Source organism: Krasilnikovia sp. M28-CT-15, from assembly GCF_047159595.1.
Lineage (GTDB): Bacteria > Actinomycetota > Actinomycetes > Mycobacteriales > Micromonosporaceae > Actinoplanes.
Window position 1 is genome coordinate 6,489,172 of the sequence record NZ_BAAGAK010000001.1, and the last position, 26,413, is coordinate 6,515,584.

The window sequence follows — 26,413 nt, forward strand, 5'->3', positions numbered from 1 at the left end:
CGGACCCTGGTGGGTTCGGGTCAGCCCCTGACCCGAACTCACCCAGGATCGTCAGTTCGCGCCGATGGTGTGCGGCACGAAGTTGCACTGGTCCTTGGTCACCAGGCCCTCGTCGCCGAGCCCCTCCCGGATGCCCATCCCGGCGGGTTCGCCGTCGATCAGCCAGGAGCCGATCACCGGGTGCACGGTGCCCTCCAGCCCGTCGAACGACGGCAGCTCCAGCAGCTGCTGCACGACGTAGCGGCCGTCCGCGCCGTACTCGGACGGGTTGTCGGCGAGCACGGCACCGTCCTTGACCAGGGTCACCGAGCCGCCCTCCCGACCCCAGACCGGCTTTTTCGCGTACGAGGTGAGCTTCGCCGCGGACGACGACCCGGCGAAGTACGCGGGCAGCAGGTACTTGCCGCGCTCCGGGTCGTCACCGAACAGTTTCCACAGCACCGGCAGCAGCGCCTTGTTGCCCAGCAGGGCGGCGGTGTACGGCGGCTCGATCCACACCGTGCCCCGCTTGGCGGGGTCGGCCATGTTGCGGAAGAAGCCCTTGCCGCCCTCCTCGTTCCAGAACCACTCCCACGGGTACAGCATGAAGATCACGTCGATGGGCTCGGCCTTGTGCTCCTGGCCGGGGCCGGGCACGAACACCACCCGGTCACCCGCGACGTCCCAGCCGATCTGGCTCATCGCGATCAGCTCGACCGGAAAGCCTGCCTCCTCGGCGGTGGCCATCAGGTAGGCCACGTTCATCCGGTCCTCGCCGGAGGTCTCGGACGTCTCGTACGCAAAGAAGATCTTGGGTTTCTCGGGGAGCCACGGCCGGGCCTCGCGCAGCTTGGCGATGTTGCGCCGCCACGCGCCGGGGTTGGCGGGCTCGCCATCGGCGGCCTCCCAGCCGACCAGCCGGTCGTGCATCGAGTTCCACTGCCGCCACGGGTGCTGGGTCAGGTTGGTCTGATCCGCCCAGTGCCACTGGATGACCGCGGCCTCGACCAGCGAGGTCGGGGTCTGCGCGTTGAACTCCAGCAACCGCGGGGTCGACCCGGCGCCGTTGTACCAGAGGTCGAGGCGGCCGTAGACGCTCGGCGAGTAGTCCGGGGTCTGCGGCGGAAAGCGCTGGTCGAGGTCCTTGTCCTCGTGCGTCCAGGTCTCGGCGTCACCGTCGAACCAGGTCCGGATGATCTGCTCGTGCGCGAACTCCGGGATGCCGATCTTCGCGAGGAAGCAGCTCTGCGGGCTGCAGACCGACGCGAGGTAGCCGTCGCGGCGCCCCTGGCGGGTGTGCCGGGGACACTGCTTGACCATCCAGTCCCCGGCCTCCAGGCACATGGCGTGCAGCGCCGCGGTGGCGGTCTCCAGCTCCTCGATCTCGGCCTCGGTGAAGTCGTAGTACGGCCCCTCCTGCCAGTACGACTGCATCGTGCCGTCGGGCAGTTCGGTGTCGTTGTACGTCAGCCCGAGGCTGAAGTTGGTGAGCCGCCACCCGTCCCGGACCGGGCCGTACGGAATCCGCCGCACGCCGGGTCAGCCGCCCGACTTGCTGCTGGACGAGCGGCTGCCACTGCCGCTGCCGCCCTTGCCGACCACGCTGGTCTTGATCGTCCCGTTGCCGATCTTGCCAGTGGGCGGCAGCCCGTACGCCATCCGGGCCGCCGAGTCCTTGTACCCGAACTTGCTGCCGCCCGCGGGCAGCTTGTGGCCGATCGGGTAGCCGGAGCGGTACCCGGTGGAGTGCCAGATGAAGAAGCCCGCCCCCGGGTGGTAGCTGTCATCGTCGTCGCAGTAGTCCTCGTCGACGATGACGCCGTTGGCGTCGGCGCAGTAGAAACCCTCGTCCTGGTAGTCGTCCCCGCTGTCGCAGGCGGCGAGGCCGCCCGCGGCCAGCAGCAGGAACGTCCCGGTCAGCGACACGCTGCGGGAGGTCATCCGTCGGTTCACCGTCTGTCGCTCCACCCCTGGTTCACGGCTGGCTCACTTCTTTGTAACGGTCGTGAGCAACCGGTGGATTAGCAGCGCGGCCCACCTGCGACGTACACGACCTGCCCGGACACGAAGCCCGCGCCCTCGCTGGCCAGGAAGGATACGGTGTGCGCGACGTCCTCGGGACGACCCGCCCGGCCGACGGGAATCTGACCGATCGCCGCCTTCTCGAAGTCGTCGAAGCTCATCCCCACCCGTGCCGCGGTGGCCGCGGTCATGTCGGTGACGATAAAGCCCGGAGCGACCGCGTTCGCGGTGATTCCGAAGCGGCCCAGCTCGATCGCGAGCGTCTTCGTCAGGCCCTGGATGCCGGCCTTGGCCGCGGCGTAGTTGGCCTGGCCGCGGTTGCCGAGGGCAGAGGTGCTGGAGAGACTGATGATGCGCCCCCAGCCCGCGTCGACCATGTGCTTCTGCACGGCCCGGCTGAACAGGAACGCGCCGCGCAGGTGGACCGCCATGACGGTCTCCCAGTCGTCTTCGCTCATCTTGAACAGCAGGTTGTCCCGCAGCACCCCGGCGTTGTTGACCAGCACGGTCGGCGGGCCCAGCTCGGCGGCCACCCGGGTGACGGCCATGGTCACGGCGGTCGGGTCGGAGACGTCGGCGCCGACGGCCAGCGCGGTACCGCCCGCGTCGTGGATGGCGGTGACCGCGTTCGCGCAGGCGGCCTCGTCGAGGTCGACGACCGCGACGGCCATGCCGTCGGCGGCGAGCCTGCGGGCGGTTGCCTCGCCGATGCCCCGGGCGGCACCGGTGACGACGGCTACGCGGGTGGGCTGGTCGGACTGCGTCATTGCGGCCTCCGGGCGGTGATCTCGGATCGACGGCCGAGCCTAACCCGGGGCTCGGCCGTCGACGCCGCGGTGTGACGCATCCGCACCACCCGCGGACGACCTGGACCGGGCGGACCGGTGGTTCGAGCGGCACGAGCGCGGCGCGGTGTTCTTCGGCCGGAGTGGTCGGTACCTGGGTGTGGCGAAAGCGGCGCGGGCGCGCGTCCGCGGACCGCTGAGCGATCCGCGGACGCGCGGTCCGCTCAGAACCCGGCGCTGATCTTGGTGAACGCCCAGTCGGCCTGGGCGATGCCGCTGCAGTTGGAGACCACGCCGCCGCCGGGGCAGCCGCGGTCGCGGTTGACACCCCAGAAGCTGAACCGGGCGAGGCCCTTGCTCTTGGCGTAGTCACGGATCTTGGTCCAGGTGTCGGGCGAGGTGACCTCCTGCTGGTCGGACAGGCCGTTCATGCCGGAGATGCCCAGGTGCGCGTACGCCTGCGCGTCGCTGTAGCCGAACGTCGACTTGAGCAGGTTCTTCAGGCCCTCGGAGGCGCCGACGGTGGCGCCGTACATGTCCGCGCCGCCACCGAAGTCGAACGGCATCTGGGTGAAGATGTCGATGTTCGCGCCCAGTGCCTGGGCCTGCTTGACCAGCCGGGTGCCGTAGTAGGTCGGGCCGGTGGTCGTGGTGCCGAACGTGAGGATCGTCTTCACGGACGGGTTGTTCTGCTTGATGATCTTCAGTGCGCCGAGGATGCGGTCCTGGACCGCCTCGTTCTCGAACTCGTCGGTGTTCTCGATGTCGATGTCGATCGCCTTGAGCCCGAAGGTGTCGATGACCTTCTGGTACGCGCCCGCGAGCGCGCTCGCGTTCGGGCAGTTCGGGCCGAGCTTGTTGCCCTGCCAGCCGCCGATCGACGGTACGACCGACGCACCGGCCGCCTTGATCGCGTTGATGGTGCTCTCGTGCACGCCGCCGGTGAGACCGCTCTCCCCGTCCCACGCCGGGTTACAGCCGTTGGCCAGGACGAAGGCGATGGTGAACGCCTTGATGCCGGTCGCGTTGACGACCGTGGACGGCGCGGGCGGGTTACCCCAGCCGGGGAAGATGTACGGCGCGGCCGCCATCTTGGTACCGCCGGGCGGCGGGTCGGACGGGATCGGGTCGGTGGGCGTCGGGTCGGGGGTGCCGCCGCCACAGGCGCCGTTGTCGATCCAGACGTCCCACTGGCCGCTGTGGGTGGCCGGGCTCTCGTTCTGGGTCCACCACTTCGCGGTGTAGTTGTGGCTGTTCTGCGAGGCCTGGTTGTCCTTGACGTAGACCGCGGACGAGGACCATGCCGGGGCGCACGCCACGGCCGCGTTCGACGCTGCCATCGGCAGGATGGCGGCGGCCAGACCGGCGAGCAGCACGCCGCCGATGGCCACGAACCTCTTGGTGGGTTTCACGGGTTCTCCTGTGGGGTGGGGTGGGGCGGGTGGATCAGGGCAGGGTGGACAGGTGCGGCTGGACCGTGTTGGCGAAGCCGCCGCCCGCGGTGACGTCCCAGTTGACCGACCAGGTCATCGCGCCCCGGATGCCGGGATACGTGGCCGGGGGCCGGAACGTGCCGCAGTTCGTGCCGCGGGCCAGGCAGTCGAGGGCCTGGTTGACCACCGACGGCGGGACGTAGCCGCCGCCGGCCGCGCTGGTGGTCGCGGGCAGCCCGAGCGCCACCTGGTCGGGGCGCAGGCCGTTCTGCAACTGGATGCAGGCGAGGGCGACGAGGAAGTTCACCGTGCCCTGCGAGTAGGCCGCGTTGGAGTCGCAGCCGAGCATCGCGCCGGAGTTGTAGTACTGGGTGTGGACGACCGTGAGGATGTCCTTGATGTCCAGCGCCAGCTTGAAGTACGAGCTCTGCGGCGACTGCATGTCGATGGTCTGCGGGGCCATCGTGATGATCAGACCGTTGCCGACCTTGGCGTGCAGGCTGCGCAGCGCGCTGGCCATGTACGTCGGGTTGAGCCCGTTCTCCAGGTCGATGTCGACGCCGTCGAAGCCGTACGTCTGGATGAGTCCGTACACGGAGTTGGCGAAGTTGGTGGCGGCCGCCGCGTCGCCGACGCTGACCGAGCCCTTCTCACCGCCGACCGAGATGACGACCTTCCTGCCGCGCGCGTGCAGGGTCGCCACGTCCGCCTTGAACTGCTCGTTGGTGTAGCCGCCGACGCTCGCGGACAGGCCGGGGTCGATGCTGAAGGACACCGCCCCGGGGGTGCCGGTGGCGTCCGCGAAGGCCACCGCGACGAGGTCGTACGTGGACGGCACCGCGGCCAGCTTGATCTCGTTGGCCGGGTTGTCGAAGTTCTGCCAGTACCCGGTGAGCAGGTGGGCCGGGAGCACGCCGGTGCCGGTCGGCGGGGTGGTGGTCGGGCCAGTGGTCGGCGGCGTCGTCGGCGGCGTGGTGGTCGGGCCGGTGGTCGGCACGGTGGTGGGCGGCGTCGTGGTGGGCGGCGTGGACGGGGCCGGACCGCCGTCGCAGGCGCCTTTGTCGGCCCAAACGTCCCACTGCCCGCTGTGGGTCTGCGGGCTCTCGTTCTGGGTCCACCACTTGGCGGTGTAGTTGTGCCCGGCCACCGAGGCGCTGTCGCCGTTGACGTAGACCGTGGCCGAGTTCCATTGCGGGGCGCAGGCGGCCGCGGCGGACGCGGACCCGGCGAGGTATGTGGTGGCCGCCGCGGCCACCGCGGCGATCGTGGCGAGGATGACGGACCTGGAGCGCTGCATGGCCGACTCTCCCTGGGGATGTCGTGGGGGGACGGCCAAATTATTAGGACTGTTAACAGTCCCCGTCCATAGGTCGTTACTTAACTTTGACTTAAGACCGATGTGAACAAATGGGAGGGCCGGAAGCGCTGGTAGCGCTCCCGGCCCGGGGATTCAAGCATTGAACGAAGTCACTACCTGCGGAATTGGAACCAATTGACGTTCACGAAGTCGGCCGGCTGGCCGCTGGCGAACGTCAGGAACACGGTGTGCTTGCCGGTCACGCTCGCGACGTTGCCGGGGACCGACCGCCAGTTCTGCCAGCCGCCGGTGTTGGCCACGGCGAAGCTGCCGATCGGCGCGTTGCTCCGGCTGTCGAGACGGATCTCCACCAGACCGCTGACACCGGCCGCGGCACCCGAGGCGACCCGCGCGACGAAGTCGCGTACCCCGCCCGTGCCGAAGTCGACGTTGTCGTACTGGAGCCAGTCACCGTTGCCGGCGGACGCGACGTCCTGGCCGCCCTCGACGCACACTTCCGCCTGCACCCCGGCCGAGGCGTTGAACGACTCCGCCTCGGTCAGCGCGTACGCGTCGCGGGTGCCACCGGGCGGGGTCGTGGTCGGCGGGGTCGTGGTGGGCGGGGTGGTCGGCGGGGTCGTGGTGCCGCCGGCGGACTGCCAGACCGCCACGTAGTCGACCAGCATCGCCGCGCCGGACTGGGTCGACGCGGTCGGGCCGCCGCCGAACGCGTCCGGGAAGCCGCCGCCGATCGCCACGTTGAGGATGACGAACACGCCGTGGTGGGTGGCGTTGTTCCAGGTCGTGGCGTCCATCTCGCTGGAGTTGACCGTGAAGTACTGCTGCCCGTCGAGGTACCAGCTCAGTTTCTCCGGGGAGGTACTGCGGTCGTACTCGACCGCGTACGTGTGGAAGCCGGTCTGGCAGCCCGCGCAGGCGCGCTCACCGCTGGTCTTGCCGACGGTCTCGTTGCAGGGCCCGCCAGGGTTGACCCCACAGTGGAGGGCCGCGAAGACGCTGGAGCGCCCGTTGATGTCTTCCATGATGTCCCACTCGCCGATGCTGGGCCAGTTCGTGGCGCCCACCGGCCGCGCACCCTCCCCCATCGTCCAGAACGCGGGCCAGTAGCCCGCCGCCGCCGCGCCGCTGACGTTGGGCTGCTGCAGGCGGGCCTCGATGCGCACCTTGCCACCGACCGGGGCGGCGAAGTCCGTACGCTGCGTCTCCACCCGGCCGGAGGTCCACTTGCCGGCACTGTCCCGGATCGGCTTGATGGCCAGGTTGCCGTTGCCGTCGTGGAAGACGTTCTGGGTGGAGTCGGTCATCGTCTCGATCTCGCCGGTGCCCCAGTTGGCGGCGCCACCGGGGTAGGACGTACCGATGTCGTAGAGCCAGTCCGAGCGGTTGAGGCCGGTGCCGGCCGCGCCGGTGAAGTCGTCACTGAATACCAGGCTCATGCCGGACGGAGCGCCGGGCACGGCGGCCTCGGCGTCGAGCACGAAGGTCGCGGAGGCGGCGACCGCGGCCAGTGTGGCGGCCACGGCGAACAGCCGCCTGCCCCGGCGCGGCCGGGTGCGGTGTGCGGGTGGGTTCATGGGGATGACCTTTCGGGGAAGGCATGCGAGAGTGTCGAGAGAGCGCTCTCTCCAGAAGTTAACGGCCTGTTTCAGGAAGTTGTCAATATGTATCAGCGCCGATTGATCGAGGTCGCCTCGCCGACGCGGTGCGGCGCGCCGACCTTCCGTCGTGGCCACACAACCGCGTGACCTGCAGAGATCCACGATGGGTGAACGGGCCGTCACTCGACTGGTATCGCGCTCGCGATGATCACGCGGTAGTTATGACGGGTGTCGTGGCAGACCCCTGACGAGCGGACGCCGGTCGATGGACCGGGCGTCGCCGCAACGTCGCCGTCCCCGGGTGGACGACACCGGCGCCCGCGATCGCTCGCCAGCGCCTCTGACCTGGGACCGGACTCGGCGCCACCGGTGCACGGCGCGGCCGGTCACCTCACCGAACGCCACTGGACCGGCGAGCCGGGAAGCGGGACCCGGCGCTTCCAGGACACCGCGGCGGCATACCCGTCCGAGCGTCATTGGACCGACGACCGACGTACGACCGAGCGTCACCGGGCCGTCGACCCAACGGAGCGCGCCGAACGGCACTGGACGTCCACGGACGACGGCGGGCGACGGCGGGCGGACGGCATCCGGGCGGGGCACCGCGCCGAAGGGCTGCCCCGGGCACAGCGGCGCGCCCAGCGCCCGTCCGCCGGGGGCGCCCCCGGGCGGCACCACGCGCAGGCCGAGACCCGGACGCCGATCATCACCGTACGGGCCCTGCCGTCCGTCCGCGACGCCGTCGCGGACGGGTTGCCCGCCGCCCGGCGGATGGCCGGCGCGGTGCGTGCCTGGGCCCTCGACCCGGGCGACAAACCCCCCGCCACCGGCGCGCACCGGGCGCCCGGCACACTGCCGATCGAATCGTGGCTGCTGATCGGGCGGCAACGTCAACAGGTCCTGCTGGCCTCACTGGTCGCGGCGGGCCTGATGCTCGTCGCCATCCCGGTGCAGCAACACCAGCAGCGCGTCGACGCGGTCAACGCGGCCGAGCAGGCGGCCGCCGCCCGGCACCGGGCGGGCAAGTCCACCAGCAAGCCGCCCCGGCACGCGGCCACCTCCGGCCAGCAGAACGGCGACGGCGACGAGGCCGACGGGTCCACGACGCCGCGGGACCCGGCAAAACCGAACACCCCGGCGCCCACCGCACCCACACCGGCGGCATCATCCGCGCGGAGCACGGCCACCGACATCCCCGCCTCGCTGCCCAAGGGCACCGGCCCGGCGCATTCGCTGCGCACCACGGGTTCCAGCACCGTCGCGCTCACGTTCGACGACGGGCCCGACCCGGTGCAGACCCCGAGGCTGCTCGACCTGCTGGCCCAGTACGACGTCAAGGCGACCTTCTGCCTCGTGGGCACCCAGGTGCAGAGGCACCCCGACATCGTGCGCCAGATCGTGGCCGCCGGGCACACGCTGTGCAACCACTCCTGGGACCACAGCCTGACCCTCGGCAAGGCCAAGCCCGCACAGATCCAGGCCGACCTGGAGCACACCAACGAGGCCATCCGGGCGGCGGTGCCCGGAGCCGAGATCCCGTACTTCCGGGCACCCGGCGGGAACTTCACGGACCGGCTGGTACGCACCGCCGCGGCCCAGGACATGACCTCCCTCTACTGGGAGGTCGACCCGCGCGACTGGGAACACCTGCCCGGCGAAGGCGACGCCGCGCACGTCGACAAGGTGGTCGACGGCGTCAAGCATGCGATCCGGCCCGGGTCCATCGTGCTCTCGCACGACTTCAGCCAGCCCGACACGATCGAGGCGTACCAGCGGCTGCTGCCATGGCTGGCCAAGAACTTCCGCCTGGGTCTGCCCACCGGCCCGCAGCCCGAGCCGCCGGCCGAACCTACCCCGCCGGCGCCGACCCCGACGGAGTCCGCCCCGGCCGACCCGGCGCCGTCGTCGTCTGCGCCCGCGGCCGCCGAGCCGCCGGACGCCGCACAGGACGGGCAGCCGGCCCAGCCGTAGCCTCCGGCTGGCAGGTCGGGCACCAGTACAGATTGCGCCCAGCCAGCGGGCCCCGGGCCACCTCGGTGCCGCAGACCAGACACGGCTGGCCGGGACGGCGGTAGACGTACACCTCGCCGCCGTGCCGGTCGACCCGCGGCGGGCGACGCATCGCCTCGGGGGTGTGCGCGGTGTGCACGGTGTCGATACGGCCCCGGGCCACCCCTTCGGCCATGAGGCCGCACAGATCCGCCCAGAGCGACGCCCACGTCGCGGCGTCGACCCCGACCCCGGGCGTGGTCGGCGAGAGTCCGGCCCGGAACAGCACCTCGTTGGCGTAGATCAGGCCGCAGCCCGCCACGATCGCCTGGTCGAGCAGCAGCGCGAAGACGGGTTTGGTGCTGGCACGGACCCGCGCGTACGCGGCGTCCGGGTCGGCGTCGGCGCGCAGCGGGTCCTGCCCCAGCCGCGCCCGCAGGGCCGCCAGCCGGCCCGGGTCCAGCACCTCGCAGGCGGCCGGGCCCCGCAGGTCCAGCCAGTGCGCCTCGGTGGTCATCCGCATCCGCACCTGCCCGACCGGCGGGGGCGCGGGCGGCTCCCCGTCGCTGAACCGGCCGTACAGTCCCAGGTGGACGTGCAGGCTGCGGTCATCGGCGTAATGGTGCAGCAGGTGCTTGCCGTACGCCTCGGTGTCGATGACGGTGCGGCCGGTCAGCAGGGCCGCCCCGGCGGCGAACCGGCCCTGCGGGCTCTCGACGGTGACGGCGCGGCCCGCGAACAGCTCGCGATGGCGGGCGGCGAGGCGGTGGATGGTGTGTCCCTCTGGCACGAGGAGCTACGGTACCCACTCGCAATGATCAGCCTCGACGGCCTCGGCGGACCGCGACGTAATCCACCACGCCCACGCCCACGCGTCGTGACCGGTGACCGGTGACCGTCAGGCTCGCGCTTGCCGGTCTCCGCGTTGTCGTGTCCAGCCGATGAAGCGTTCGAACGCTTCGTCGAGGGGTCGGGGGTCAGCTTCGAGCGCGTATTGCGGGTCGGCGGTCTGCGGACCGGTCGGAAACGGACGTCACGGTGCCTCCTGGAGTCGGCCGCCGCGAGACCCGGGATGCAACCGCCACCGAGCCCCGCAGCGGATGCAGGCCACCTTACTTCACTTGTATTACATTGTATTAGGACAGGTCGTCCTGAGGCATCACACAATGACCCGAGATAGATCGTTTAGCGTCGTGTTGTGGCAGGCAGAACCCTGGATCCGGAAAGTGCACAGCCGCTGTATCGGCAACTGGCTGACTTGTTGCGCGCGGACATCGAGTCCGGACGAATTCCGCCAGATCGACCATTGCCGTCTGAACTGACGCTGCAGCAGGAGCACGGCGTCAGCCGGGTGACCGTACGCCACTCCTTTAGGCTGCTCCGCGAGGCGGGTTTGGTTGTCACCGTGCGCGGCAAGGGAACCTATGTAGCAGCCCGCTGATCGGCCCCGACGCGGTTCGGACCGGTGTTGTCCTTCGGGGACAGCGACAACGAGGCGTGCCGCCCCGATTATGCCCACAGCGGATTCGCCATCAGGGGAATCGCTGGGTCGGCACGCCGGTACGGGGGAGGCTGGGACACATCCGGACGCGAGGTGAGAGGGTTGGCCCATGAGTGTTGACGAGATCGTGATGCGGGCGGGTGGCGCATCCTTCGACGACCAGGTCTTCGAGCGGCTGCTCCGCGAGCGGATCATCTTCCTCGGCAGCGAGGTCAACGACGAGGTGACCAACCGCATCTGCGCCCAGCTGCTGCTGCTCGCCTCCGACGACAGTGAGCGGGACATCGCCCTCTACATCAACTCGCCGGGCGGGTCGATCAGCGCGGGCATGGCCGTCTACGACACGATGCAGTACATCAAGAACGACGTGGCCACGATCGCCATGGGCATGGCGGCCTCGATGGGCCAGTTCCTGCTCTGCGCGGGCACCCCCGGCAAGCGGTACGCGCTGCCGCACTCCCGGATCATGATGCACCAGCTCTCCGGCGGCATCGGCGGCACCGCTGCCGACATCGCCATCCAGGCCGAGAGCATGCTGCACATCAAGCAGGTCATGAACGAGCGGATCGCCTTCCACAGCGGTCACACCCCGGAGGAGATCGAGCGGGACTCCGATCGCGACCGCTGGTTCACCGCGCCGGAGGCCCAGGCGTACGGACTGATCGACCACGTGATCACCCGGTCCTCGGACGTGCCGTCGTCGCTGCCGTCCCTGGTCTGATCAGCGTCCGGAGGCGCGCGGGGTGTCTGCCCCGCGCGCCTTCGCGTGTGCGCGGGCGGGCGCCGGGGTAGTAGCGCAGGCATCCCCACCGAAAGAAGGTGCCGACGTGAAGATCCCCACATTCTCCCGCCATCCGCACCCGGCCACGGCCGACGAGTCCCGCGGCGGCGTTTCGGCGCCGACGCGCACCGACCGCGACGTCCCCGCCGATGAGTCACCGACCGTGCGACAGGTGCGGCCGCGCGCCGACCGCCCCGTCACCGATCGGCCTACTCCCGATCTCCCCGCCGCTGACCGCCCGGCATCCGAGCGCCCGGCATCCGAGCTGCCGACATCCGAGCGGCCCACATCCGAGCGGCCGGGCGCCCACCGGACCGGCCTCGGGCCGGCTGAGGCGGAGCAGGCCACCCGAGGCCGGGCCGTCGCCACGCCCAAGCCGCGCGCCAGCCTGCTGGCGACCCTGGGCCTCATCGCCGCCGTCACCAGCGCCCTGTTGGTGCTCTCCGGCCCCCTGGTCGGATACGGCATCGGGCTGGCCGGTCTCGCGCTCGTCCTGTCGCTGGCCGGCTTCTCGGCCACCGGCAAGAGGCATGTCGCGGGCAAGACCGACGCGCTGATCGGCATGTCGGTGGCGCTCGGCGCGATCGTCGTCGGCGTCCTCGCCCTGACCGGCTCCCTGCCCTGGCTGGGCACGGACACGGCAGCCGGTGCCGAGTCTGCGCGAGTGGCTTGACGCACAGTTTGCGAACCGGTTCTGACCGGGTACTGACCCATCGCCGGCCGCGGTGCGCGGCCGGCGATCGGAACCGGGGTGGCTATCCGCCACCCCGCCCCGAACGCTCCGGCGGTGCGCCGGACAGCGCGGAAGCCGCCGACCGGCGATCACCATCGCCCCGGCTGTACACCGCATGGTCGCCGGGGGTGGTGTCTGGACACCACCCCCGGCAGCGTGTCCGGACGACCGTGCAACGAATCACCGTCCGGCCCGGTAATGACGCAACGATCCGCCGTCGCGCGCATGGTTGCACAGGGCCATACGCAGGCACTTCACGCATACCGTTTCGGCATGACCCCCACTGCCACCCGTCGCCGGTACCTGATGTGCCGGCCCACGCACTTCGCCGTGACCTACCGCATCAACCCCTGGATGGACCCGAGCGCGCCGTACGACAACGCCCTCGCGGTCAGCCAGTGGGAGAACCTGCGGCAGACGTTCCTGGATCTCGGCCACACGGTCGACCTGATCGACCCGCTGCCCGGGCTGCCGGACATGGTCTTCGCCGCGAACGGCGCCACCGTGGTCGACGGCAAGGTGCTGGCGGTGCAGTTCCGGGACGCGGAGCGGGCCGACGAGGGTCCCGCGTACGCGGCGTGGTTCGCGGCCAACGGCTTCGACGTGCACGAGTCGAAGCACACCAACGAGGGCGAAGGCGACATCCTGCTGGCCGGGGACGTGCTGCTGGCCGGGACCGGTTTCCGGACCTCGCACGCCGCGCACGCGCAGACCCAGGAGGTCTTCGGCCGCCCGGTGATCACCCTGCAGCTGGTCGACCCGGCGTACTACCACCTCGACACGGCGCTGTGCGTGCTCGACAAGACCAACGTGGCGTACCTGCCGTCGGCCTTCTCCCCCGGCTCCCAGGCGGTGCTGCGCCAGCTGTTCCCGGACGCGGTCATCGCCACCCCCGAGGACGCTGCCGTGTTGGGCCTCAACGCGGTCAGCGACGGCCGTACCGTTGTCTTGCCCGTGCAGGCCACCGGCCTGAACGCCGCCCTGCGGGAGCGCGGATACGAGACCGTGGGCGTCGACGTCTCCGAGCTTCGCAAGGCCGGCGGCGGCCCGAAGTGCTGCACCCTGGAGGTCCGAGGATGACGACCGTGGACATGCTTACCCCTGCCGCGCTCGAAGAGGCCGAGCGCTGGACGGCACACAACTACCACCCGCTGCCCGTGGTGATCGCCGAGGCGGACGGGGCCTGGGTGACCGACGTCGACGGGCGCCGGTACCTGGACTTCCTCTCCGGCTACTCGGCGCTGAACTTCGGCCACAGCAACCGCGACCTGATCGCCGCCGCGCACGCCCAGCTGGACAAGCTCACGCTGACCAGCCGCGCGTTCGTGCACGACCAGTTCGCCGAGTTCTGCCAGTCGCTGGCGCAGCTGTGTGGCAAGGACATGGTCCTGCCGATGAACACCGGCGCCGAGGCCGTGGAGACCGCCATCAAGGTGAGCCGGGCCTGGGGCTACCGGGTCAAGGGCGTCGCCGCCGAGCAGGCCAACATCGTGGTCGCCGAGAACAACTTCCACGGCCGCACCACCACCATCATCAGCTTCTCCACCGACCCGGACGCCCGCAACGACTTCGGGCCGTACACCCCGGGCTTCACGGTCGTTCCGTACGGCGACCTGGACGCGATCGCGGCCGCGATCGACGAGAACACCGTCATGGTGCTGCTCGAGCCGATCCAGGGCGAGGCCGGGGTGCTGGTGCCCCCGGCGGGCTACCTGGCCGGGGTACGGGCCCTGTGCGACGAGCACAACGTGCTGTTCGCCGCGGACGAGATCCAGTCCGGGCTGGGCCGCACCGGCCGTACCTTCGCGATCGAGCACGAGGGTGTCGTGCCGGACATGTACCTGCTCGGCAAGGCGCTGGGCGGCGGCATCGTGCCCGTCTCGGCGGTGGCCGCCAACCGCGAGATCCTCGGCGTGCTGCGCCCGGGCGAGCACGGCTCCACGTTCGGCGGCAACCCGCTGGCCTGCGCGGTCGGCGCCGCGGTGGTCCGGCTGCTGCAGACCGGCGAGTTCCAGAAGCGCTCCGCCGAGCTGGGCGAGCGGCTGCACGCGGGCCTGAACAAGCTGATCGGGCATGGCGTCGTGGCGGTCCGCGGGCGTGGCCTGTGGGCCGGGGTGGACATCGACCCGGCGCTGATGACCGGCCGGCAGGTGTCCGAGCGCCTCATGGCCCGCGGTGTGCTGGCCAAGGACACCCACGGTTCGACGGTCCGGCTGGCCCCGCCGCTGGTCGTCACGGAGGAGGACCTGGACCACGCGCTGGCCCAGCTGGAGGCGGTCCTCACCGAGGCCGCCTGAGGTCGCACACGCACGCGGCGGGTCACTGGAGTCGTCCAGTGACCCGCCGCCTGCGTTTCAGCGCTCGAACTTGCGGATGGCCATCGTCGGGGCCTCCGCCATCACGGAAGCGGGCTGGCTCACCCCGCCGGTCGACCACATCCGGGCCCGGCCGATGTGCACCCCTGCGTACAGCTCGACGAGGTCGGCGGGGCCGAGCGGGCGGGTCTCGTCGCGGGCCAGCGTGATCCGCTCGTCGTCGTCGGTGGAGCCACTGGGGCGGATGCCGGTGCCGTTCGTGCTGATGTCGCGTACGGTCAGCTCGCCGTCGGCCAGCGCCAGCCGCACGTGACCCCGGCTGATCCACTTGCGGGCGTCCTCGGTGAGCCACTGGCCCAGCATCACGCCGTTCTCCGGGGCCCGGCCCACCACGACCGGCTGATCCTCGGCGACCACGAAGCGCTGCCGGATCACCCCGTCGATGCGTACGGACAGCACCTCGACCGCCGGACGCGGGCCCGCGTCCGTGAGGCGGGTGCCGTGCCGGGGGCAGGTCGGCGCGCCCGCCCGCAGCGTGGGCGGCGGCTGCGCGACCGGGCTCGTGAACGTCCGCATGTCCGCGAACGGACTGTCGGAGTCGACGGCCGCGCCGAAGCCGCTGCAGTTCGACTCGGGGCAGCGCCAGACCCGGGCCAGCAGTTTGGCGCCCATCGGGGAAGGTTCACCCACCGGGGGGACCTCGCCGCGTCCCACCCGGGCGACCAGCACCGGGCCGCCCGCGCCGGGCACCGCCGCCAGCAGCCGCCCCGGCTCGTCCACCCACGCGCGCTGGCCGCGGAACTGCTCGGCGCGCGATCGGGTCAGCACCGGCAGGCCCAGCAGCTCGGCCACCTCCAGCACCCGGTCGTCGAGCTGCGGCACGACCTCGACGACGCCGTCGTCCGCCCAGCGCCGCACGACCATCCGCTCGTTGGAGGTGAGATCGGCGTCGGAGAGCAGGCTGCGGGGCACGACCGCGTACACGGGGACGTTCTCCTCGGCCACGTGCCGGCCCAACGCGTCGATGACCAGACCGAGCCGCAGCATGCTGGCCGGACGGCCACCGTCGAGGTCGGCGTAACGGACGACCTCGGACAGGTCCACCACCGCCCGGGCCAGGGCAGGGTCGGTGGTGAGCCGGGCCTCGATGGCGTCGAGGACCTTGCTGACCTCGAATCTCACGGGCACTCCCTCTACGTACGCGGGCCGCTACCTGACGGTCATCATGCCGCCTGGGCGGTCAGCGCGGGACACCCGGGCGGTCAGGAGGCGTCGGCGAGAATCCGATCGATACGGTTCGCGAGGGCGATGTCACGGGTGGTGACCCCACCGGCGGCGTGGGTGGAGCAGCGGAACGTCAGCGTCCGCCAGCGGATGTCGATGTCGGGATGGTGGTCCATCTCCTCGGCGACCACGGCGACCCGGTCGACGACGGCGATCGCGGCCGGAAAACTGCGCAGGCCGACGGTCCGCACGATGGCGTCCGGATCGCCCTCCCAGCCGTCGAGGACGGCCACGGCACTGCGCACGGAGTCGGCGTCGAGCAGCTCTTCCATGCCCATCACCATAGTGCCCACCGGGGGTCGGGTTATGGCCACGGGACGCGGATGTCGCCCGGCTCCGCTACGGTGTGCGCCGGAACTGCCGTCCATTCCGGGGCGGCGGCTGCCACGGGGAGGGACAACATGAACAATCGACGGCTGGCGTTCGCGGGCCTGGTGCTGGCCGCCGCGGTCACCGTGACCGGATGCGGCCCCAACGACAAGCCCGCGGCCTCGGGCGCGCCCGGCGCCGCCGCCGAGCAGGCCGCTCAGCAGGCGGACCCCACCACCGAGCTGGCGGCGGCGGTCACCAAGCTGAACCAGGACACCATGAAGGTCTCGATGACCATGGTCGGCGGGATCAGCATGACCGGTGTGGCGGACCCGAAGGCGCAGACGGCCGACGTGAAGATGACCATGGGCGCGGCCGGCAAGGGCACCGAGATGGAGGTCCGCAAGGTCGGCACGGACGTCTACATGAAGATCGGCGGGGAGCTGGGCAAGCTGGCCGGGGGCGGCGGCAAGTGGATGCACCTGGACACCACCAAGCTCCCTGGAGGGAGCAGCCTGGGCGCGCTCTCCGGTGACGACCCGGCGGGCACCAAGACCCTGATGAAGGCGGTGACCGACGTCAAGCGCACCGGCGAGGGCACCTTCTCCGGGACGATCGACCTGACCAAGTCCCCGCAGTACGGCGGGGACAAGCTGAAGGAGCTCGGCGGCAAGATCAAGCCCGTGCCGTTCACCGCGAAGGTGGATCAGGGCCGCCTGGTCGAGATGACCATCGACATGTCGAGCATCGCGCCCAGCGCCGGAAAGATGACCTCCACCTACTCGGACTTCGGCACCCCGGTCTCGGTGAGCCGTCCGGACAAGTCGGAGATCACCGAGCTGCCCAGCCAGTTCAAGGGCCTCCTCGGCAGCTGAGCCGGGTCGCCGCCGCACCGGCCCGGGGTCACGGGCGGGTGCGGCGGCGCTGCGGCCAGACGGTCGGCAGGGGACGCGGCTGCGGCTGGTGCTGTTCGATCCACTCGTCGATGCGGGCCCACCAGTCGTACAGCCAGGCGACGCGCTCCTTCTCGCCGCGCGGCACCTCCTCCGGCGGCACACTCCAGAACTTCATCAGCAGCTGCTTGTCCATGGGCAGCTCCCGCCACACGTCGCCGACCGTGAGCATCCGGTCGAGACCGGTGTGCGCCACGAAGATCACCCCGGCGTCCGGGGCGGCGTCCAGGGCGGCCAGCAGCCCGCCCGGTTTGGGCGGCAGCACGTGGCGCAGGGCCTGGGCGCGGACGGCCATGTCGTGCAGGCCGCGGTCGCGCAGGAAGGCGATGGCCCGCGTCCGGCGGCGCGGCGTGAAGTTCCCGCCCTCGGGGAAGATGACGAACGCGTCGTTGTCGTCGAGCCCCGTGGCCAGCTCCCCGATCTGCTGTTCCAGTGTGTCGGTCCCGGTGCGCCCCGGCGAGATGAACCGGTTGGGCAGGCGGTTGAGCAGGACGTCCACGGCCGGGTCCCACTGCAGGGCCGCCTTGAGCACGATCCGCGGCTCCCGCGCGAACCAGTTGACCAGCGCATGGATGAGGATGAACGAGTCGCCCGGCCCGGCGTGGCGGCTCACCACGATCTCCGGGCGCCCCGGCACGGCGGTATCCGGGTCGGTGCCGACCACATCCACCGTGAGGTGCAGCGACCAGCGCGCGATCCAGAACAGCGCGGCGAGGAACCGGCCGGTGAGGACGTAGTGCGCCCGCTGGAATCGCGGCGAGCGGATCCGGGCGCCGAAGCCGGACACCACCCACAGCGCGGCCAGCGCGACGAGGGCGGCGGCGTCCCAGACGACGTACACGATGGCCAGCCAGACCAGGCGCGGCACCCGCAGATGGCCCGGCACCAGCGGCGACGCCGCCAGCGCGGCGATGAGCCAGAGCGGCAGGGTGCTCACCAGGACACCCGCCAGCACCACCACCAGCGGCGCGAACACACACCGGCGGACCCACGCGGGCGGCATGGGCATCACCCGTCCGCGCGCCGGCCCGGTGGCGGTTCCACGGTCGAGGCCAGGTAGCGGCGGGTGGCGGTGTACGCACGGCTGATCCGCCGCCCGATGGCCGCCATGTCCCGGTACGCCCACGGCGAGTCGTCGCGGCCCTCCCCGCCCCCGGTCGGCAGCACGTGCACCCGCACGTCGCCGGGGAGCGTGGCGAGCTCGCGGGCGAACCGGTGCCGCCGCGCGATCTCGAACGCCACCTGCGCCACCTCCCACGGCCGCCGGGGCACGGTGAGCGGCCGTTCGATCCGCCCCACCTGAAGGACGAAGATCAGCTTGGCGCCGATGCGTACCGCCTCCCCGATCGGGATCGAGTTGACGATGCCACCGTCGACGAAGTGCTCCCCCTCGATCTGCATCGGCGGCAGCAGCCCGGGCACGGACGAGGAGGCCAGCACCGCGTCGACCAGCGGTCCGCTGTCGAACCAGTGTTCCGCCGCCCGTTCGATGCTGGCCGCGCAGCACCGGAACGGCACCTTCAGGTCGGCGAAGGTGGCCTGCTCCCCCAGCTCGCTGGCCAGCAGCCGGCGCAGCGGCAGCGGCGAGTGCAGATGGGTCCGGGCGGCGAAGCGCCGCAGCTGCCGGGCGATGGAGTCGCCGTAGACGTCGGCCGCCTCGGGTGAGGACCACAGCTGGACGAGCCGGTCGGTGACGGCCTCACTGGGGTCCGCGGCGACCAGCGCCCCGTTGACCGCGCCGATCGACGTGCCGACGACGACGTCGGGCGTGTACCCGGCACGGAACAGGGCGCGCAGCATGCCCACCTCGACGGCGCCGAGGACACCGCCGCCACCGAGCACGAACGCGACCGGGGTGTCGACCATGCCGTCATCGTGTCACGGCACACCAAGATCCACACAGGTCGCCGGTGGCGTTCCACCGGCGACCCCGGTGGAACGCCACGACCGGCGGGTCAGCCGAGCGCGTTCAGGAACGGCTCGTGGGCGTTGCGGAACTCCCAGCCGTAGTACCGGTCCCAGTTGATGGACCAGGTCATCAGGCCACGGAGGTCCGGGCTGGTGCCGCTGCGCGGGGTGTAGCCGCCACAGCCGGTCCCCTTGACCAGGCAGTTCACCGCCTGCTGAACGCCGGCGGGGGCCACGTACCCGTTGCCCGCGCTGACCGCCGCGGGCGCGCCGAAGGCGACCTGGTCCTCGCGCAGCGCCGGGAACATGTTGGCCGTGTTGCCGGCCACCGGGAAGCCCGCCAGCAGCATGTCCGTCATGGCGATGTGGAAGTCCGCCCCGCCCACGCCGTGGTACTGGTTGTCCAGGCCCATGATGGAGCCCGAGTTGTAGTCCTGGACATGCAGGACGGTCAGGTCGTTGCGCATCGCGTAGATGACCGGCAGGTAGGAGCCGGAACGCGGGTCCTGCCCGCCCCACGGCCCCGAGCCGTAGTACTGGTAGCCGAGCTGCACGAAGAAGGTCTCCGGGGCCATGGTGAGCACGAAGCCCGCGCCGTAGCGGGCCTTGAGCGACTTCAGGGCCGAGATCAGGTTGACGATCACCGGGGTGGTCGGGTTCTTGAAGTCCGTGTCGCCGGTGTTCAGCGACAGCGAATGGCCCTCGAAGTCGACGTCGACGCCGTCGAGGCCGTACTTGTCGATGATGGCGCCGACGGAGCTGACGAACGCGTCGCGCGCCGCGGTGCTGGAGAGCTGCACCTGGCCCTTCTCGCCGCCGATGGAGAGCAGGACCTTCTTGCCCGCGGCGCGCTTGGCCCTGATCGCGGCGATGAAGTCGGCCTCGCTCTCGACGCCGGGGCATTCGACCGCCGGGCAGAGCTTGAAGCGGATGTCGCCGGAGGTCGGCGACGTCGGTTCGCCGAAGGCGAGGTTGATGATGTCCCAGTCGGCGGGCACGTCGGCCATGCGCAGGTATCCGGAGCCGTTGGCGAAGCTGGCGTGCAGGTAGCCGATGAGGGCGTGCTTGGGCAGTCCGGTGATCGGCGGCTCCGTGACCGGGGGCGTGGTGGTCGGCGGTGTCGTGGTCGGCGGGGTGCTGACGGGCGGGGTGCCACCGCCGCACGGGGCGCCGTTCAGCAGGCAGTTGGTGGGCGAACCTGAGCCACTGCCGAGGAAACCGAAGGACGCGGAGGCGCCGGGCGCGAGCGGGGCGTTGTACTCCCGGTTGGTGAACGTGAAGTGCTGGCCGCTCGTGGTCAGCAGCGCGTCCCAGTAGGACCCGACGGACGAGCCCGCGGGCAGGTCGAACTCGACCTTCCACGAGGTGAGGGCCGCGTCCCCACCGTTGGTGACGGTGGCCTGGGCCTGCCAGCCGGAGCCCCAGTCGGAGGTCTTGGTGATCGTCGCCGTGGGGGTGCCCGCGGCGCTGGCGGATCCTGCGGTCCAGGTGGCGGCGCCGCCCGCCGCGAGGGCGGCCACTACGGCGAGGACGAGGGAACGGGATGGGCGCATGGGGGTGGCCTCCACGTCGAGACATCGACAGTTGGCCAATTATTAGGACTGTTAACTGATTATGTCCAGCCCGATCCTGCGACCCGCCCGGTCGAACAACAGCAGATCACCGAAATCCAGACCCGCGGTCAGCCGGGCACCCACGCTCACCGTGCCCGGTGCGGCGATCCGGACCAGCACCTCCCCGGCGGGCGGCGGTTCGCCCGGCACCTCCGGGTCGTACGCCGGAATGAAGCCGTACGGCGTCCGCTGGGGAGAGCGGCCACCGACCGCCAGGCCGTCGACCACCTGCGGCGGCGTCGGCACCGCCCCGGTGTCCAGGTACGCCAGCACGTCCGGCCCCCGGTTCACCACCGCCCGCACCGTCCCGGTGAGCTGGACCGGGTCCCCCGCGGCCGGGCGCAGCGCCCGCAGCGCCACGGTCACCCGCTCCGCGTGCCGCCGGGCGAGCGCGGCCGTACGCGGGTCGCCGGGCGGCAGCTCGATCTCCTGCGAGCCCAGGTCCAGCACGACCCGGCCCGCCACGGCGTACACGGCGGCCTCCAGCAGGCTGGTCGGCGGCGTGCCGAGGAACGCGGCCACGAACAGCGTGCGCGGGTCCGTGTACACCTGGGTGGGCGGGCCCACCTGCTGCAGCGCGCCGCGGCGCAGAACCGCCACGCGGTCGGCCATGCTCAGCGCCTCGTTCTGGTCGTGCGTGACGTACACGGTCGTCACGCCGATCCGGCGGGCCAGCGCGGTGATCTCGCCACGCAGATCCGCCCGGACCCCGGCGTCCACGTTCGACAACGGCTCGTCGAGCAGCAGCAGCGCCGGGCGGCGCACCAGCGCGCGGGCCAGTGCCACCCGCTGCCGCTGCCCGCCGGACAGGTGCTCGGGGCGGCGCCCGAGCAGATCGGCGATGCCGAGGTGCCGGGCCATCTCGGCGATCCGCGCGGCCACGTCAGTGGCCGAGCCGCCCGCCGCGCGCAACGGAAAGCCGATGTTCTGCGCGACCGTGAGGTGCGGATACAGCGCGTACGTCTGCACAACCAGGGCGACGTTGCGTTCCTGCGGGGCGATCGCGGTGGCCGGTACGCCGTCCAGCAGCACCTGGCCCCGGGTCGGCTCCTCCAGGCCCCCGATCAGTCGCAGCAGCGTGGACTTCCCGCAGCCGCTGGGGCCGAGCAGCACGAGGAACTCGCCGGACGCCACGTCGAGGTCGACGTGATCGACTGCCACCGCGCCGTCGCCGAAGACCTTCGAGACCGCCCGGACGGCGATCGCCACCATCCGTCCATCCTGTACGGCGGCGACGGCCGAAACCAGAGGATCGGCGTCAGTGCTCCTGCCAGACGGATCGGTCGAGCCAGCCGTCGCCGTTGTCGTCGTACATCCGCTTCTCGAACACGCCGTCGTGGTTCTTGTCGTAGTCGGCGTAGTCGACCGTGCGGTCCGCGTCCACGTCGTGCCCGACGAAGTCGGTCCGCCCGTCGTGGTTGAGGTCCACCAGGATGTCCGCCCCGCCGTCGGCGCGACCCCGGTAGGTGGCCTTGTCCCAGGTGCCGTCGCCGTCCGCGTCGACCCGGTTGTGGTAGCCCTTCGGCGGCGCCAGGTGCTCCGCCTCGCCCTGGAACCGCGACGCCTCCCCCAGGCCGGTGTGCGGGGCCTCGCCGATCCGCGAGACCGGTGGCATGGCGTTCAGATCCGGTGCGCCCTCCCCGCTGGGCGGGCCGTCCAGGCCGGGGGCCGAGCCGAGCCCGGAGTGGGCCAGTGGCATCAGCTCGTCGGTCATCCCGCCGCCCGCACCCCAGGCCGGAGCCGAGCCGAGGCCCTGGGTCACCCCGGGCCCACCGGAGACGTCCGCGGCGTGCTGGGCGGCCACGCCCGCCGCCGAGCCGAACTCCGACCACGGGCCGAGCCCGGCGGCAGCGGGAGCGGAGCCGAGGCCGGTCCGCGCCTCACCCGCACCACCCAGGCCGGAGTGCGCAGTCCCGGAGCCGGAATGTGCGTCGGTCACGGCGCCCGCGCCCAGCTCGGTGAACGCGGAGAGCAGCCCGAACGTGCTCGACTTGCTCGTCCGGGTCTCCACCACGGCGTGCGTGGCACCGGCGTCCGCCGCCACCTGGCGACGCAGCAGCTCGGCCTCGCCGTCGTCCAGCACGTAGCCGGACAACGCGGCGTCCGCGTCGCGGGCCAGTTCGGCAGCGAACGACGGCTCGTTGAGCAGCCGTTCCAGCACGGCGTCGAAGTCGCTCATACCCAGCAACGCTAGCCGACCTCGTCGAGGCCGGGTATCGCCCGGCTCACCGAGATGCCACTCAGTCGAGTTCCGGCATCGGGATCGGCTGGGGGCGGGGCTTGCAGGTGCCGCATTGCACCGCGTCCTCCACCACCAGCGCCTCCGCCCGGCGCCGGCTCTCCGACCGGCTCACCTGCAACAGGTACGGCCCGAACCGCGCGTGGTCCTCGCACACCCCACGACCGCAGAACCGGCAAGATCCTCGCGCCGCCTTGGCACAGAACCAGCACAACACCGACTTGTCTCCTCTGCCCTTGTCCTTACCAGGAAGAATGCCGCTATTTCGGTCAAAAGAGGATGATCGGCGGCGTGGTCGGCGGGTTGGTGGACGGGCTTCCGGTCGGCCTCGTCGTCGGCGTCGTCGTCGGCGTGGTGGTCGGCGTCGTCGTCGGCGTGGTGGTCGGCGTGGTGGTCGGCGTCGTCGTCGGCGTCGTCGTGGTCGGCCGTGTCACCGGCGGACGGGTGGTCGGCGGCCGGACCGTGGTCGTCGCCGCCGGCGGCCGGGTGGTCGTGGCCGTGGCACGCGGGTTGGTCGGCTGCGGCTGGGGCTGCGGGGCCGCCGTCGTGGGCGGGACCGTCGTCTCCGTCGGCAGCGGATCGGACGGGAGATCCGACGGCGGGTCGTCGCTCGGCGACTCGCTCGGCCCGGCCGCCGGCGGCGCTACGGGCACCCCGTCGCCGCAGGTCAGACCCTTGCCGGTGGCCGCGCTCGGAGCTCCGCCGACCGCGGCCCCGCCGGACGAGACCGTGACCGCACCCGGGTCGACCGCGAACCACGAGGCACCGGTGCTGACCACCTCGCCGAGCGGGCGCTGCACGGTCAGGGCCAGCGGCCGGAACGCACCGCTGGTACTGGTCGTGTCGGCCAGCAGGCGACCGTTGTCGATCGACAGCTCCCCGTGCGGCACCCGGTGCCGGGCCGTGTCCGTCCAGAGCCGCCCGACCTGGGTACGCGAGCCGGAGCACACGACCGCGGCGGCGCCGCCGACGAACGTGAGCCGGCCGGTGGCCTGGTCCGGCACCTCGATCCGGGTGCCGTCACCGACGTACCGGCGGTCCCCCTCGTCGAGGATGACGGTGGTGCCCTCGATCAGGGCGGTCACCCGGCCGCGCTCGGCGGTGAGCAGCACCCGGTCGGAGGGCATCTCCGCCCAGGCCGGGCCGGGCGCGAGGTTCGCGCCGGTCAGCAACAGCGCCAGCAGCAGCGCCAGCAGCACGAGCCACCACATCCGCCGCTCGAAGTGCCGATCCACGTCGGGGTCGTCGGTCTCGGACGGCGGACCCGGCGGCACTGCCAGCGGCGGGTACACCGACGGGTGCACCCCGGCGGTCGGCGCGGTGGTGCCCGGCCGCAGCACCGGCGGCGGCGTGACGCGGCGGGCCGAACCGACCAGGGGCGGCAGGTACGAGGCGTCCGGGATGACCCACAACCGGACCGGCGTACGGGTCTGCGCGACCATCCCGGGGTCGCCGTCGCCGACCGGCCCGACCAGCGTGCCGCGGCGCAGCTCGACCCCGTCGGGCATGGCGATGACCCCGGATTCGACCACGACCGCGTGGGTGGGTCCGGGAAGGGTGACCGGCGCCCCGGGACCGAGGTCGACCGGGTGCGCGGAGGCGATCAAGGCGAGTCGGTCGTCGGCGGCGAGTCCGGCCAGCGCGGGGGTGTCCGCGAACAGCGTCTCGGCCTCCGCCCGGTCCTTCGGCGGGGGGCCGGGCATCGGCCCGACGACCGTGGCCACCGTGGCGGTCGGCACGGCCAGCAGGGTGGTGTCCGCGGTGTGCCAGTCCAGTGCCGTGGCCCGCCCGGTGAGCGCGCTGGCCAGGCCGACGACGCCGCCCGGGCCGACGTGGTGCCGGATGGTGCCGCCCGGGTCACCCGGCTTGCGGGCCTGCATCGCGCCGTCGACCACCACGTACACGGCCTGCGGGGCGCTGCCCGCGAGCACGAGCTGGCGGCCCGTGGCGGGGCGTTCCCAGCGGGCGCGCTCCGCCAGGTTGGCCAGCACCGGCTCGGGCAGGCCGCCCAGTTCGGAGGAGAGCAGTGCGGCCAGGCGGCGGGGCGTGTCGGCCTCGCGTTCCCGTTCGGCGGAGCGCTCACGGGTGGTCCGCCACCAGCGGGCCAGCCGCCCGGAAGCCAGGTAGATCAGGGGGGCGCAGAGCCCGCCGACGATGAGCAGGAGCAGCAGCTGGCTGCCCACCCCGCCGTGCCACAGTCCGGTGATCACCCCGGACACCCGGTCGGCCCAGACCCGGTACGCCAGGTTCGCGGCGACCGCCAGCCACAGGACGGCCAGGATCCCGTACAGGGCGACCAGGCGGCCCTCGCGGTCCAGCTCGCCCCACTTGCGGGGGCGCCCGCGCAGCCGTCCGCCGACCCAGGCCAGCCCGCGGGCCCGCAGGTTCGGGATCTCCAGCCAGTCCATGAGCAGGTAGTAGCCGTCGAGCGCGATGAACGGGTTCAGGTTGAACAGCACGTTGATGTACCACGCGAAGGCGAGTTTGAACGCCAGCGGCCCCAGCGCGGGGATCGCGAAGCCGACCATCTGCATCGCCCCGGCCAGCACCAGCCCGGTCAGCGGTCCGGCAGCCGTGGTGAGGATGCGCGCGCGGCGCCCGGCCATCCACACGTCCGTGGTATCCACGAACACCGACGGGATGCCGAAGTAGACCAGCAGCCCGGCGGCGGGCACCTCCCGCCCGGCATGCTTGGTGGCCAGCGCGTGGCCCAGCTCGTGGCTGGCCAGGGCGAACACGTTGAGCAGCAGCAGCACGATCGCCCCGAGCAGGTACGACCCCCCGGCCAGGAAGACCGTCTGGCTGGCCCGCCACCACGTACCGATGAACAGCATCAGGCCGAGCGCCGAGACGACGGCCATCGCGATGGCGGCGCCGCGGGTGAACAGCAGGCGCCCGCCACTGCGGTAGAGGGCGGAGACGAATCCGTCGATGTCGACGGACAGCATGCGCCGCCCGCGCAGCGCGGCCAGCAGCGTGCTGCCGACCCGCTCGGGCAGCGCCTTGCGCTGGATCTGCGCCAGCGGCGCGAACGCGTCGACCGGCAGTTCCTCGAGCATCCGGTTGCCGGCAAGGTCGGCGACGACGCGGCGAACCTGGTCGGGGGCGAGCCGTCCCGCGATGCGGGCGAACTCGGCCACCAGCCGGGCGACCGTGTGACTGCCGTCCATCATGAGCGCGAGCTGGTACTCCTGCGGGGTCAGCCGCAGGTAGCAGGCGCGGCCGCCGTCGTCGGGCGAGCGCAGCATCACGTACGCGGAGCCACGCGCGCTGGTCAGTTCGACGGCTTCGATGCCCGCCCGCAGCACCGGCATGGCGCGGGCCGGGTTGAGCCGGTCGAGGACCGCAGCCCACAGGCCGGGGTCCGCTGGTCCGACGGGCTCGCCCGGCGCGCGCCCGGCCAGCGCCTCCCAGACGTTCATCCGGGTCTCGACGTAGGTCACTCGGGTCGGCCTTCCACTCCGCGCCAATGGCGAATGGAGACTAGGCGGTGGAACGGCTCGAAGGCGACCCCTCCGCGCCGATTACTCACGCCATATATCCGACGGAAGCGGGCATTTCCTTTCTGACAAGGGACCGAAAGCAAGCGGTGGGCGGGTGCGATCAACCTTCGTGATCACACCCGCCCACCGCTGCGGGGAGGGAGATTCGGC

General features: G+C 71.7%; 22 protein-coding genes and 1 pseudogene. 7 read left to right on the forward strand and 16 right to left on the reverse strand.

Going from position 1 to position 26,413, the window contains the following annotated elements:
* Positions 1-51: 51 nt before the first annotated feature.
* From ACMCNO_RS29670 to ACMCNO_RS29695, 6 genes are all read right to left on the reverse strand, one after another.
* Entirely contained in the window at positions 52-1,512 is a 1,461-nt protein-coding gene (locus ACMCNO_RS29670; RefSeq protein WP_412752732.1) for a glutathionylspermidine synthase family protein, read from the reverse strand.
* Positions 1,513-1,518: 6 nt separating this feature from the next.
* Positions 1,519-1,920, reverse strand: a complete 402-nt coding sequence (locus tag ACMCNO_RS29675; RefSeq protein WP_412752733.1) for a hypothetical protein — start codon at positions 1,918-1,920, stop codon at positions 1,519-1,521.
* An 80-nt stretch (positions 1,921-2,000) separates the two neighbouring features.
* A complete protein-coding gene (gene fabG / locus ACMCNO_RS29680; RefSeq protein ID WP_412752734.1) occupies positions 2,001-2,768 on the reverse strand; it encodes a 3-oxoacyl-ACP reductase FabG in 768 nt (255 codons plus the stop codon).
* Between the two features lie 242 nt (positions 2,769-3,010).
* Positions 3,011-4,126: a chitinase gene (locus ACMCNO_RS29685; protein ID WP_412753854.1), complete on the reverse strand. Its 1,116-nt coding sequence runs from the start codon at positions 4,124-4,126 to the stop codon at positions 3,011-3,013.
* A gap of 106 nt (positions 4,127-4,232) precedes the next feature.
* A complete protein-coding gene (locus ACMCNO_RS29690) occupies positions 4,233-5,516 on the reverse strand; it encodes a chitinase (RefSeq protein WP_412752735.1) in 1,284 nt (427 codons plus the stop codon).
* Between the two features lie 173 nt (positions 5,517-5,689).
* Positions 5,690-7,111 (reverse strand): carbohydrate-binding protein, encoded by a 1,422-nt coding sequence (locus tag ACMCNO_RS29695; RefSeq protein ID WP_412752736.1) that lies wholly within the window; start codon positions 7,109-7,111, stop codon positions 5,690-5,692.
* Between the two features lie 954 nt (positions 7,112-8,065).
* On the opposite strand from ACMCNO_RS29695, the pseudogene ACMCNO_RS29700 reads away from it, so the two are divergent.
* Positions 8,066-8,731 (forward strand): annotated as a pseudogene (locus ACMCNO_RS29700) (polysaccharide deacetylase family protein); the annotation flags it as partial.
* A gap of 253 nt (positions 8,732-8,984) precedes the next feature.
* Here the strand turns inward: ACMCNO_RS29700 and ACMCNO_RS29705 are convergent.
* Complete coding sequence (locus tag ACMCNO_RS29705) at positions 8,985-9,914, reverse strand: Fpg/Nei family DNA glycosylase (RefSeq protein WP_412752737.1); 930 nt, start codon at positions 9,912-9,914, stop codon at positions 8,985-8,987.
* Between the two features lie 408 nt (positions 9,915-10,322).
* Between ACMCNO_RS29705 and ACMCNO_RS29710 the strand changes: the two genes are divergently transcribed.
* The 5 genes from ACMCNO_RS29710 (at position 10,323) to rocD (ending at position 14,436) form a co-directional block, all read left to right on the forward strand.
* Positions 10,323-10,565, forward strand: coding sequence for a GntR family transcriptional regulator (locus ACMCNO_RS29710; protein WP_412752738.1), 243 nt, complete (start codon positions 10,323-10,325; stop codon positions 10,563-10,565).
* A 169-nt stretch (positions 10,566-10,734) separates the two neighbouring features.
* Positions 10,735-11,346: an ATP-dependent Clp protease proteolytic subunit gene (locus tag ACMCNO_RS29715; RefSeq protein WP_412752739.1), complete on the forward strand. Its 612-nt coding sequence runs from the start codon at positions 10,735-10,737 to the stop codon at positions 11,344-11,346.
* 106 nt (positions 11,347-11,452) lie between these two features.
* On the forward strand, positions 11,453-12,079 hold the full coding sequence (locus ACMCNO_RS29720; RefSeq protein WP_412752740.1) for a hypothetical protein: 627 nt from the start codon (positions 11,453-11,455) through the stop codon (positions 12,077-12,079).
* A gap of 333 nt (positions 12,080-12,412) precedes the next feature.
* Positions 12,413-13,219, forward strand: coding sequence for a dimethylargininase (ddaH, locus tag ACMCNO_RS29725; protein ID WP_412752741.1), 807 nt, complete (start codon positions 12,413-12,415; stop codon positions 13,217-13,219).
* A complete protein-coding gene (gene rocD, locus ACMCNO_RS29730; protein ID WP_412752742.1) occupies positions 13,216-14,436 on the forward strand; it encodes an ornithine--oxo-acid transaminase in 1,221 nt (406 codons plus the stop codon). Before ddaH ends, rocD begins: the two co-directional genes overlap by 4 nt.
* 57 nt (positions 14,437-14,493) lie before the next feature.
* Here rocD and ACMCNO_RS29735 read toward each other — a convergent pair whose 3' ends face one another.
* A complete protein-coding gene (locus ACMCNO_RS29735; RefSeq protein ID WP_412752743.1) occupies positions 14,494-15,636 on the reverse strand; it encodes an FHA domain-containing protein in 1,143 nt (380 codons plus the stop codon).
* Between the two features lie 80 nt (positions 15,637-15,716).
* The gene (locus tag ACMCNO_RS29740) at positions 15,717-16,010 is read right to left on the reverse strand and encodes a 4a-hydroxytetrahydrobiopterin dehydratase (RefSeq protein WP_412752744.1); all 294 of its coding nucleotides are present in this window, start codon (positions 16,008-16,010) and stop codon (positions 15,717-15,719) included.
* Positions 16,011-16,139: 129 nt separating this feature from the next.
* On the opposite strand from ACMCNO_RS29740, the gene ACMCNO_RS29745 reads away from it, so the two are divergent.
* Positions 16,140-16,922: a hypothetical protein gene (locus tag ACMCNO_RS29745; protein ID WP_412752745.1), complete on the forward strand. Its 783-nt coding sequence runs from the start codon at positions 16,140-16,142 to the stop codon at positions 16,920-16,922.
* Between the two features lie 28 nt (positions 16,923-16,950).
* On the opposite strand, the gene ACMCNO_RS29750 is transcribed toward ACMCNO_RS29745, so the two are convergent.
* From ACMCNO_RS29750 to ACMCNO_RS29780, 7 genes are all read right to left on the reverse strand, one after another.
* Positions 16,951-18,009 carry a 1-acyl-sn-glycerol-3-phosphate acyltransferase gene (locus ACMCNO_RS29750; protein WP_412752746.1) on the reverse strand — a complete coding sequence of 353 codons (1,059 nt, stop codon included), beginning with the start codon at positions 18,007-18,009 and terminating at the stop codon, positions 16,951-16,953.
* Positions 18,009-18,866 (reverse strand): patatin-like phospholipase family protein, encoded by an 858-nt coding sequence (locus tag ACMCNO_RS29755; RefSeq protein ID WP_412752747.1) that lies wholly within the window; start codon positions 18,864-18,866, stop codon positions 18,009-18,011. Before ACMCNO_RS29755 ends, ACMCNO_RS29750 begins: the two co-directional genes overlap by 1 nt.
* Positions 18,867-18,955: 89 nt before the next feature.
* The gene (locus tag ACMCNO_RS29760; RefSeq protein WP_412752748.1) at positions 18,956-20,461 is read right to left on the reverse strand and encodes a chitinase; all 1,506 of its coding nucleotides are present in this window, start codon (positions 20,459-20,461) and stop codon (positions 18,956-18,958) included.
* 51 nt (positions 20,462-20,512) lie between these two features.
* A complete protein-coding gene (locus ACMCNO_RS29765) occupies positions 20,513-21,733 on the reverse strand; it encodes an ABC transporter ATP-binding protein (RefSeq protein WP_412752749.1) in 1,221 nt (406 codons plus the stop codon).
* 46 nt (positions 21,734-21,779) lie between these two features.
* Positions 21,780-22,700, reverse strand: a complete 921-nt coding sequence (locus ACMCNO_RS29770; protein WP_412752750.1) for a hypothetical protein — start codon at positions 22,698-22,700, stop codon at positions 21,780-21,782.
* A 61-nt stretch (positions 22,701-22,761) separates the two neighbouring features.
* Positions 22,762-22,917, reverse strand: a complete 156-nt coding sequence (locus ACMCNO_RS29775; RefSeq protein WP_412752751.1) for a hypothetical protein — start codon at positions 22,915-22,917, stop codon at positions 22,762-22,764.
* Positions 22,918-23,029: 112 nt separating this feature from the next.
* Positions 23,030-26,203: a cyclic nucleotide-binding protein gene (locus ACMCNO_RS29780; RefSeq protein ID WP_412752752.1), complete on the reverse strand. Its 3,174-nt coding sequence runs from the start codon at positions 26,201-26,203 to the stop codon at positions 23,030-23,032.
* Positions 26,204-26,413: the final 210 nt, after the last annotated feature.